Annotated in this window: 11 protein-coding genes and 6 tRNA genes; 8 read left to right on the top strand and 9 right to left on the bottom strand. The window is 72.3% G+C overall.

Annotated elements, in window-relative coordinates; genetic code table 11:
• Nucleotides 1-107 precede the first annotated feature (107 nt).
• Nucleotides 108-179, bottom strand: a tRNA-Val gene (locus KUM32_RS31790).
• A gap of 79 nt (nucleotides 180-258) precedes the next feature.
• The gene (locus KUM32_RS31785) at nucleotides 259-711 is read right to left on the bottom strand and encodes a TIGR02611 family protein (protein ID WP_217145412.1); all 453 of its coding nucleotides are present in this window, start codon (nucleotides 709-711) and stop codon (nucleotides 259-261) included.
• A 191-nt stretch (nucleotides 712-902) separates the two neighbouring features.
• Between KUM32_RS31785 and KUM32_RS31780 the strand changes: the two genes are divergently transcribed.
• Nucleotides 903-1316 (top strand): SsgA family sporulation/cell division regulator, encoded by a 414-nt coding sequence (locus KUM32_RS31780; protein WP_004002642.1) that lies wholly within the window; start codon nucleotides 903-905, stop codon nucleotides 1314-1316.
• Nucleotides 1317-1676: 360 nt separating this feature from the next.
• Nucleotides 1677-2237, top strand: coding sequence for a CGNR zinc finger domain-containing protein (locus KUM32_RS31775; protein WP_217145411.1), 561 nt, complete (start codon nucleotides 1677-1679; stop codon nucleotides 2235-2237).
• 84 nt (nucleotides 2238-2321) lie between these two features.
• Here KUM32_RS31775 and KUM32_RS31770 read toward each other — a convergent pair whose 3' ends face one another.
• Both KUM32_RS31770 and KUM32_RS31765 read right to left on the bottom strand, forming a co-directional pair.
• Nucleotides 2322-2501, bottom strand: coding sequence for a hypothetical protein (locus KUM32_RS31770; RefSeq protein ID WP_217145410.1), 180 nt, complete (start codon nucleotides 2499-2501; stop codon nucleotides 2322-2324).
• 203 nt (nucleotides 2502-2704) lie between these two features.
• On the bottom strand, nucleotides 2705-3160 hold the full coding sequence (locus KUM32_RS31765) for a hypothetical protein (RefSeq protein ID WP_217145409.1): 456 nt from the start codon (nucleotides 3158-3160) through the stop codon (nucleotides 2705-2707).
• Nucleotides 3161-3336: 176 nt separating this feature from the next.
• Between KUM32_RS31765 and KUM32_RS31760 the strand changes: the two genes are divergently transcribed.
• A complete protein-coding gene (locus tag KUM32_RS31760; RefSeq protein WP_217145408.1) occupies nucleotides 3337-3861 on the top strand; it encodes a DsbA family protein in 525 nt (174 codons plus the stop codon).
• A gap of 79 nt (nucleotides 3862-3940) precedes the next feature.
• Here KUM32_RS31760 and KUM32_RS31755 read toward each other — a convergent pair whose 3' ends face one another.
• Genes KUM32_RS31755 through KUM32_RS31745 form a run of 3 tightly spaced genes read right to left on the bottom strand, consistent with a single transcriptional unit; the run spans nucleotide 3941 to nucleotide 6711 of the window.
• Nucleotides 3941-4789: a GNAT family N-acetyltransferase gene (locus tag KUM32_RS31755; protein WP_217145407.1), complete on the bottom strand. Its 849-nt coding sequence runs from the start codon at nucleotides 4787-4789 to the stop codon at nucleotides 3941-3943.
• Between the two features lie 51 nt (nucleotides 4790-4840).
• The gene (locus KUM32_RS31750) at nucleotides 4841-5662 is read right to left on the bottom strand and encodes an aminotransferase class IV (protein ID WP_217145406.1); all 822 of its coding nucleotides are present in this window, start codon (nucleotides 5660-5662) and stop codon (nucleotides 4841-4843) included.
• Nucleotides 5659-6711, bottom strand: coding sequence for a chorismate-binding protein (locus KUM32_RS31745; protein ID WP_217145405.1), 1053 nt, complete (start codon nucleotides 6709-6711; stop codon nucleotides 5659-5661). The genes KUM32_RS31750 and KUM32_RS31745 overlap by 4 nt, the downstream gene beginning before the upstream one ends.
• Nucleotides 6712-6888: 177 nt before the next feature.
• Here KUM32_RS31745 and KUM32_RS31740 point away from each other — a divergent pair.
• From KUM32_RS31740 to KUM32_RS31720, 5 genes are all read left to right on the top strand, one after another.
• Nucleotides 6889-6961: transfer RNA gene (locus KUM32_RS31740), tRNA-Gly, on the top strand.
• A gap of 38 nt (nucleotides 6962-6999) precedes the next feature.
• A tRNA-Cys gene (locus KUM32_RS31735) sits at nucleotides 7000-7073 on the top strand.
• Nucleotide 7074: 1 nt separating this feature from the next.
• A tRNA-Val gene (locus tag KUM32_RS31730) sits at nucleotides 7075-7146 on the top strand.
• A 35-nt stretch (nucleotides 7147-7181) separates the two neighbouring features.
• A tRNA-Val gene (locus KUM32_RS31725) sits at nucleotides 7182-7253 on the top strand.
• Nucleotides 7254-7266: 13 nt separating this feature from the next.
• A tRNA-Val gene (locus tag KUM32_RS31720) sits at nucleotides 7267-7338 on the top strand.
• 65 nt (nucleotides 7339-7403) lie between these two features.
• Here the strand turns inward: KUM32_RS31720 and KUM32_RS31715 are convergent.
• Together KUM32_RS31715 and KUM32_RS31710 are read right to left on the bottom strand one after the other, a co-directional pair.
• A complete protein-coding gene (locus KUM32_RS31715) occupies nucleotides 7404-7691 on the bottom strand; it encodes a zf-TFIIB domain-containing protein (RefSeq protein WP_109033875.1) in 288 nt (95 codons plus the stop codon).
• 101 nt (nucleotides 7692-7792) lie between these two features.
• Nucleotides 7793-8596, bottom strand: an 804-nt coding sequence (locus KUM32_RS31710) for a phosphotransferase (protein ID WP_254406415.1), incomplete at its 5' end; no start/stop codon positions are given.

Here is an 8596-nt window from a genome sequence, read left to right as displayed (position 1 = left end):
CGGAACGGCCACGCGACCGCGCCGGACACGTCCGACGCGCCTCCGGCCGCGCCCGCACGACAGAGCGGCCCGGCTCACGATCGTGAGCCGGGCCGCTGGTGATCCGGTGGGCGATACTGGGTTCGAACCAGTGACCTCTTCGGTGTGAACGAAGCGCTCTCCCACTGAGCTAATCGCCCGGACGCAGGAAGAACATTACCCCATGTCACGGGGTGCCCGTGACCAGCGGGGGCCGGGTGACCCCGCCCCCGCCGCGGATCACTGGTCCTTGATCTTCCAGGGCATCTGGAGTCCGAACTTCCACAGGTAGATCCCGGCCAGCACGGCGATGACCAGCACGCCGATCGAGGTCAGGATGATGTTCCGGCGACGCACCCGCGGGTCGAGGGCGCGCTGTGCCGCCTCGGTCACCTTGCGCTTGGTCCAGCGCAGCACCAACTGCGCCCAGACGAACTCGGTCGCCCAGATCGCCATGCCGCCGAAGATCACGACCCAGCCCGGTCCGGGCAGGACCAGCATGGCCACGCCGGCCAGGACGACCGCCAGTCCGACGACGAAGACGCCGACCTGCCAGCTCAGGTGCAGCGCTCGGCGCGCCTTGACGAATTCCGGCGCCCGCGACCCGAGCGCTCGCACGGCCGTGGCCTCGTCCGTCCCCGTACGGTCTGCCGCCACGGCTGCCTCGCCGGGCTTGTTACTCCCCGTGTTCATACGGCCAAACACTACCGGAGCGAAACCTGTCACCGGAATGGACGCGCGGCCCGGAGGATCTCTCGGCCGGAAGAGTTACGTAAACACACCCAAAACACTCAGAGGGGTTTACAACGGCACCGTAGGTGGCATGTCGATTTCGCCGACGTGCGAATCCCCGAGCGCACACTGAGCGAAAGGCCCTGGCGCTTATGAACACCACGGTCAGCTGCGAGCTGCACCTGCGCCTCGTTGTGTCGAGCGAGTCCTCCCTGCCTGTCCCCGCAGGCCTGCGGTACGACACGGCCGACCCCTACGCCGTGCACGCCACCTTCCACACCGGAGCCGAGGAAACCGTCGAGTGGGTGTTCGCCCGCGACCTCCTCGCCGAAGGTCTCCACCGTCCCACCGGCACGGGCGACGTCCGTGTCTGGCCGTCCCGCAGTCATGGCCAGGGCGTCGTGTGCATCGCCCTGAGCTCACCGGAGGGCGAGGCACTGCTCGAGGCCCCGGCGCGGGCTCTGGAGTCCTTCCTGAAGCGCACAGACGCCGCCGTGCCCCCCGGCACGGAGCACCGGCATTTCGACCTCGACCAGGAGCTCTCGCACATCCTGGCGGAAAGCTAGGGCGAGGCCCCGTGAAGCCGCCCGTTGCCGTCGACTCGGGGTGACGGCACGGGCCCGGACAACCGCCTCACGGCACACACCGGCGTCGCCGCCGCGGACCTCCGCGGGGCGGCGCCGGTGCGCGTTCGCGCGCGGCGGTTTCCCGCCGCCCCCTGGGAACCGGGACCGCCCCCGCGCCGTTGTACCGGCAACCGCGGCGTGCACCGCCCGTGGCGGGGCCGTCCGTGGCGGGGCCGTCCGTGGCGGGGCCGTCCGGCCGCGCGGGGCGGGGCCGGGCGCGGGCCGGCCAGCCGCCGCGGAGCCACTACCATCGGCCCCCATCGGCGGGCGCCCGCCCGTCCCCAGGCCAGGGAGCGAAATGTGCTGATCACCCACGACACCCGGTGCGCACTCGACACCGTGGTGGATCTGGTGAACACCGTGCCGGAGGACGAATCGGCGCCGGACGGTCTGCCGGATGTCGCCGCCCTGCAGGAGTTCGTGCGCACGCACGAGGTCAGCGACGTCGGTGTGCTCTCCGAGCTCGACCTCTCGGCGGTGCGCACGATCCGCGGACGGTTCGCGGCGGTCTTCGCGGCGCCGGAGGCCCGTGCCGCGGCCGGACTGATCAACGACCTGGTCGCCGCTGCCGGGACCACGCCCCGGCTCACCGACCACGACGGCTATGACTGGCACATCCACTACTTCGCGCCCGGTGCCTCCGTGGCGGACCACCTGGCCGCCGACTGCGGCATGGCCCTGGCCTTCTTCGTGGTCGCCGGGGAGCAGGAGCGGCTGCGGCGGTGCGAGGCCCCCGACTGCCGGCGCGCCTTCGTCGACCTCTCCCGGAACCGCTCGCGGCGGTACTGCGACAGCCGTACGTGCGGAAACCGCCTGCACGTGGCCGCGTACCGGGCACGACGCAAGGAGGCGGCCGGCTGACGCCGTCCTTCCGGGCCGGTGCGGGCCGGGATGCCGGTCGCGACGCGGCCCCCGGCGGGTGGCGCCGGGGAACGCGGGTACGGCTCACAGCAACAGCAGATCGTGCAACGAAGCCATGAGCAGCAGACACCCGATCACCGCAAGGAAGATCATGAGCGGTGGCTGGGAAAGGGCGAAGAGGCAGCCGCGCGGTTCGTCCTGTGTTGGCGCGGTTTCGCTCTGTCTCGTGTTCAGCTGTGCATCCGGCTGAGTGGTGTCCGGCATCTCGCCGCGATCATGGCGCAGTTCACAGGAGCTGCGCGATCAACACGCTCGTAACGACCGCGAGTTCGTTGAATTCGCGATGCCCGGTTCGGATCGTGATCATTCCGGAGCACGTTGTGACACGCTCGGACCGCTGTGTCGTTTCAAGGACGGCGTACGGCTACTCCCGGGTCGGTGTCCTCATATGCCGATGCCGTGCTTCTTCATATGCCGTGCTTCTTCAGGATGGCCTCGATGTCGCTGAAGTCGTCCTCGGCGCGTGAGGTGCCCGCGGGCCGGGACGTGGGGCGGGGCTGGGACGCCGGACGGGAGCCGGGGTCCAGGGAGGGCGCCGAGGCGGCCGGGGCCACCGCGTCGCGCCGGGCGGCGGCCCGGGCCTCTCTGCGCTCCTTGCGGGTGCCGCCGCGACGGCGCTCCACGGTGCGCGTGGTCATGAACAGCACCCAGGACACGCCCAGCACGGCGAAGCCCGCCCAGGACACCGGGCTGAAGGCGGTGTCGGCCAGCCACTCGACGATCCCGGTCATCACCATGCCGAGCGGGACGAGCGAGTAGGCGGAGATGCGGGCGGCCGTGAGGAAACGCCTGCGGTACGCGGTGACCGCCGCGATGCCCAGGCCCGCCGCGGACACCGCGGAGCAGACGGTCTCGGCAATCATCCGGTCCTCCAGGCTGGGCTCGGTCGGGCATGAGCACTTCGTCCCTTCCATCCTGCACCGTCCCCACCCCGCGGGGCCATGCCCCGGCCCCGAGATCAGGGAGATCTCGGGGTCGGCTCCTCCCCGGGTCGTCCCGGTGTCGGCGCGGTCCTCCGTGAGCTGGGAGACTGGTCACCATGAGCGACTCCTCCCCCGCCCGTCACGCCGCGCCCGTCCTCGACGTCTGGTGCGAGCTCCAGTGCCCGGACTGCCACACCGCCCTGGACGACCTCCGCGCCCTGCGCGCCCGCTACGGAGACCGCCTGGAGCTGCGGCTGCGGCACTTCCCGCTGGAGAAGCACCAGCACGCCTTCGCCGCCGCGCAGGCCGCCGAGGAAGCCGTGGCCCAGGGCCAGGGGTGGCCGTACGTCGAGGCCGTCCTGGACCGGGTCGCGGAGCTGGACCGCAGGGGAGAACCCCTCCTGGTCGAGGTGGCCGGGGAACTGGGGCTGGACGCGGAGGAGTTCGACACGGCGCTGATCGACGGCCGGCACATCCTGGTCGTCGACGCCGACCAGGCCGAGGGCAAGGCGATCGGCGTGAGCGGCACTCCCACGTACGTGATCGGCGGCGAGCGCCTCGACGGCGGCAAGAGCCAGGAAGGGCTGCGGGAGCGCGTCGAGGAGATCGTGGACCGGCTGCTGGCCGAGCAGGAGGACTGAGCCGCGGGCCGCGCCGTGCGCTGAGCCGGGGACGGCCGGGAGCCTGGCCCCCGGTCCGGTCCCCATCGCTCTCTCGGGCTCAGAGCAACGGCTTGTAGAAGGTGTACCGCGTGGTCCGGTAGCCGAGTGACTCGTAGAGCCGCTCGGCCGCGGTGTTCCCCGCGAAGACGTTCAGACCGATCAGGCGCCGGCCCGCGGCGATCGCCCGGGCCTCGGCCAGCAGCATCAGCGAACGCCCGTGGCCCCGGCCCCGGTGGGCCGCGTCGGTCTCGACGTCGAAGACGAAGGCCTGGTCCTCGCGCAGCGCGAGCCACAGGACGCCGACCCGCTCGCCCTCGTGCTCCAACACGCTGAACAGGGTGTTCTCGGTGTCCAGCCCCTGCGGCAGGAGCGCCTCGTGGTCGCCGCGGGCCTTCGCGCGGGCCTCGGCCTCGGACACCCCCCGTTCGATCCAGGTACGGGCGTACTGCTCCGACTCGTAGACCTGCCAGACGTCGAACTCCCCCCGCGTCATGGGCCGCGCGCGGCTGCCCGCCGGCAGGGCCGGCGGGGTGTCGCCCAGCGGTTTGGACATGCCGCGGTTGCGCAGGACGTAGCCGAGCGCCTGCGCGAGCCGCGTCCCCGCGACGGCACCGGCATCGGCATCGGCGGCGACATCGACGGGGACGCCGGCCTGGATCTGCCGGCACCCCCAGCCCCGCGCCACCTCCTCGGCGGCGAGCGCGGCCACCGTGCCCCGGCCGCGCCGTCGGTCGGGTGGGTCGATGCGCAGTTCGTGGATCACGGCCACCGAGTCGCCGAAGTCGGGCGAGGTGCCGAGGTGTATCGCTCCGACGGGACGGCTGTTCACGCACACCTGGTAGTGGCGTGAAAGCGTCCCGTCGGCCGCGCGCTGAAGCGGCTCGGTCGGCCGCAGGGTGGTGGTCATCACGGGTGTTCTACCCGTCGTGCGCACGGAGGACAGCCGAATTACCGGCGGTCACGGATCGAGGTCGTCCCCGGACCGCTCCTCGAAGATCCGCATGGCCTTGGCGGTCACCGGCCCGGGAGCGCCCGGCAGTTCGCGGTCGTCGACGCGGTGCACGGCCTGCACGTCCCGCAGCGTCGAGGTGAGGAAGACCTCGTCGGCGCGCTCCAGTACGTCCAGCGGCAGGTCCGTCTCGCGGGCGCCGGTCCACTCGACGGCCAGGGCCCGGGTGATCCCGGCGAGGCAGCCGGAGGCGACCGGCGGGGTGTGGATCTCGCCGTCGAGGACGACGAAGACGTTGGATCCCGTCCCCTCGCACAGCCGGCCCACCGTGTTGCCGAACAGGGCCTCGGACGCGCCCCGTTCACGGGCGCGGGCGAGGGCCACGACGTTCTCGGCGTAGGAGGTGGTCTTCAGGCCGGTGAGCGCGCCGCGCTCGTTGCGGGCCCAGGGCACCGTGATGACGGCCGTGGAGTCGGGGCGCCGGCCGGTCTCGCCGAGGGCCACCACCAGGGTGGGGCCCTGGGCGCCGCGGTCGGAGCCGAGCGGACCGTGTCCGCCGGTGTAGGTGATGCGGAGCCGGCCCAGCGGCATGGGGTTGGCCTCCAGGACGGAGGCGCAGGCACGCCGGACCTCGTCGAGGTCCGGGGCGGGCAGGCCCAGGCCGCGGGCCGAACGGGTCAGCCGGTCGAGGTGCCGGGTCAGCGCGAACGGCCTGCCGTCCACCGTCTTCACCGTCTCGAAGATGCCGTCGCCCACGGTCAGCCCGTGGTCGAGGACGGAGACGCGGGCGGACTCGATGTCCTGCAGCCCGCCGTCGAGCCAGATCTTCACGTCTGTAGCGCCTCTCCAGGTCCGTTCGCCTCGTACACACCCGACGCTACCGCGAGCAGCCGGGCCGCCTTCAGTTCGGTCTCCCGCCACTCCCCCTCGGGGTCGGAGCCCCAGGTGATGCCGGCGCCGGTGCCGAAGCGCAGCAGCCCGGCGGCCCGGTCGAACCAGAAGGTGCGGATACCGACGGCCAGCTCGCCCACGCCCCGGTCGGCGTCGACCCAGCCGATGCCGCCGCAGTACGGGCCCCGCGGGGCGGTCTCCAGCGCGTCGATGATCCGCAGGGCACTCGACTTGGGCGCGCCGGTGACGGAGCCGGGGGGAAAGGCGGCGTCGAGCAGCTCCGCCCAGCCGGCACCCGCGCGCAACTCGCCGCGCACCGTCGACACGAGGTGCACGAGCCCCGGGTGCTTCTCCACGGCGCACAGGTCGGGCACCGTCACGCTGCCCGTGGCACAGACCCGCCCGATGTCGTTGCGGACCAGGTCCACGATCATCACGTTCTCGGCGTAGTCCTTCTCCAGGAGGTCGGCCTCGGTCCGTCCGGTCCCCTTGATCGGCCCGGACTCGACGACCCGGCCGTTCCGCCGCAGGAACAGCTCGGGCGACGCGGTGGCGATCTCGACGCCGTGTCCCGGCAACCGGATCGTCCCGGCGTACGGCGCCGGGTTGCCGCGGGCCAGCAGTGCGGTGAGGGCGTCCACGTCGGCGTCGGGGGCGGCGGGCGCCGAGAGCACCCGGCAGAGATTGGCCTGATAGACCTCCCCGGCGGCTATGCGCTCGCGTATGCGCCGGACGGCCGCCGTGTACGCGGTGCGGTCGAGGGAGGACGACCAGTCACCGACGGCCGGCCCGCGCCACCTGCCGGGTACGGGGGCCGGTACCGGCTCCGTCCGCACGTCCGCGAAACGCGCGCAGGTCAGGCGGCCCTCGAAGTCCGCGCAGACGGCCCAGAAACCCCGGGACTCGAGGGCGGCGGGATCACTCGTGACGTCGAGGAGACCGGTCGCGAGGCGATCGCCGAAGCGGGCGAGAGGAGGGAGGTCGTGCACGTGGCCGAGTCTAGGCCGGTGTCCCTGAGGTGACCCGAACGTGTCCTTCCGGGTGCGCGGGCGGGGAGCGGGAACGGGGGCACCGCAGCACGCTGCACAAACGCGTTTTTGTACTGGCCCCGGAATCCGCTAGAGTTCAACACGTCGCCGGGACGCGCAAGCGGACCGAATCGACAGGCGGACGTAGCTCAGTTGGTAGAGCGCAACCTTGCCAAGGTTGAGGTCGCGAGTTCGAGCCTCGTCGTCCGCTCGCAGGAACAGGAGACCTCCCGGGTCTCCTACACTCCTGGTGGAGTGGCCGAGAGGCGAGGCAACGGCCTGCAAAGCCGTCTACACGGGTTCAAATCCCGTCTCCACCTCCAAGGACGATTAGCTCAGCGGGAGAGCGCTTCCCTGACACGGAAGAGGTCACTGGTTCAATCCCAGTATCGTCCACTGGTCCGCAAGGACCTTGATCCGCGAGGATCCCCGCGCGATTAGCTCAGCGGGAGAGCGCTTCCCTGACACGGAAGAGGTCACTGGTTCAATCCCAGTATCGCGCACGCAGCACTCCCAGGACGATTAGCTCAGCGGGAGAGCGCTTCCCTGACACGGAAGAGGTCACTGGTTCAATCCCAGTATCGTCCACACCGCCCGAAACCCCCGGCCGTCTCGTACGGCCGGGGGTTTCGTGGTGTCCGCGCGCGGGCGGGTCAGCTGGAGAAGAGCATGCGTCCGAAGCTCTTCTGACGGTGGTGGCCGTAGTGGCCGTGGCCGCCGCCGTGCGGGGCGCCCCAGGCGGGAGCCTGAGCGGCCGGGTACGCCTGCGGGGCGGCGGGCGGGGCCGGCGGAGCGGGCTGGGACCACTGGGCCTCCAGACGGGTCAGCGACTCCAGCTCGCCGTAGTCGAGGAAGATCCCCCGGCAGCCGCTGCACTGCTCGATCTGAACGCCGTTGCGGTTGTAGGTGTGCATCGGTGCGTGGCACTTGGGGCACTGCATCGTCGGCTCAACTCCTCGCCGGTCGGTCCTGCTTCGCGTATCGCCAGGACAGACTCTGTCCGGCTACGGGTCGGTTGCAGCCTACTTCGCGCAACCCCGGTTCAACGGCCTGGGGCGCACGGGAGGTGGGAGGCCATGCGCGCGCACGCGTCGACCAGTGACTGCTCCACCTCGTCCAGGGGGCGGTCCTCCGCGACCGCCTTGGTGACGGCCCGGGCAGCGGTCTGCGCCGTGAGGGCGCGGGCGGGAACGTCCAGCGCGGGCCAGGGGTCGCCGTCGGGCGGGACGGCCGGGCCGCCGGCCGCACGGTAGGCGGTCAGGAACCGGCGCCACTCGTCGGGCGGGAGCAGCCCGCAGGCGTACCAGGCCGCCGGACGGGCCAGGTCCCAGCCCGGGACTCCGGTGCCCAGGTCGTCGACGTCTATGAGCAGCCAGGGGCCTTCGGGTGCGGGGTGGCGTACGAGCTGGCCGAGGTGGAGGTCGCCGTGGCAGAGGGTCGTCGTGTCCGGCATGGTGGCCTCGCCGCGCGCCCAGGCGGGGAGGGCGGCCCAGGCGTGCAGTACGGGGGCGGTGGCGGGATGGTGCGGGGCGCTCCCCCGGAGGCGGGCGACGGCTCGGGCCGCCTTCGCGGGGCCGCGCATGGCGGGTGTGCCGGTGGGGGCCGGGGTCCGGTGGAGGCGGGCGAGGAGGGCCGCCGCGGCCTCCCAGGGCGCCGCGTCGGGATCCTCGGGGTCCACGGGGGTGCCGTACGGCCAGTGGGTGACGAGCCGCCCGTGCAGGGGGTGGGGCGTCGGGCCCAGCGGGGGCAGGAGGATGCCGGGGAGCCGGGCGGCGACGGTGACACGGAGGGCCAGCTCGGCGGGGTCGGCGTCCGGGGCGTGGGCCTTGGCGACGATGCCGTCGTG

The organism is Streptomyces sp. AC627_RSS907 (assembly GCF_019049165.1).
This window is presented reverse-complemented; position numbering and strand designations above follow the sequence as displayed.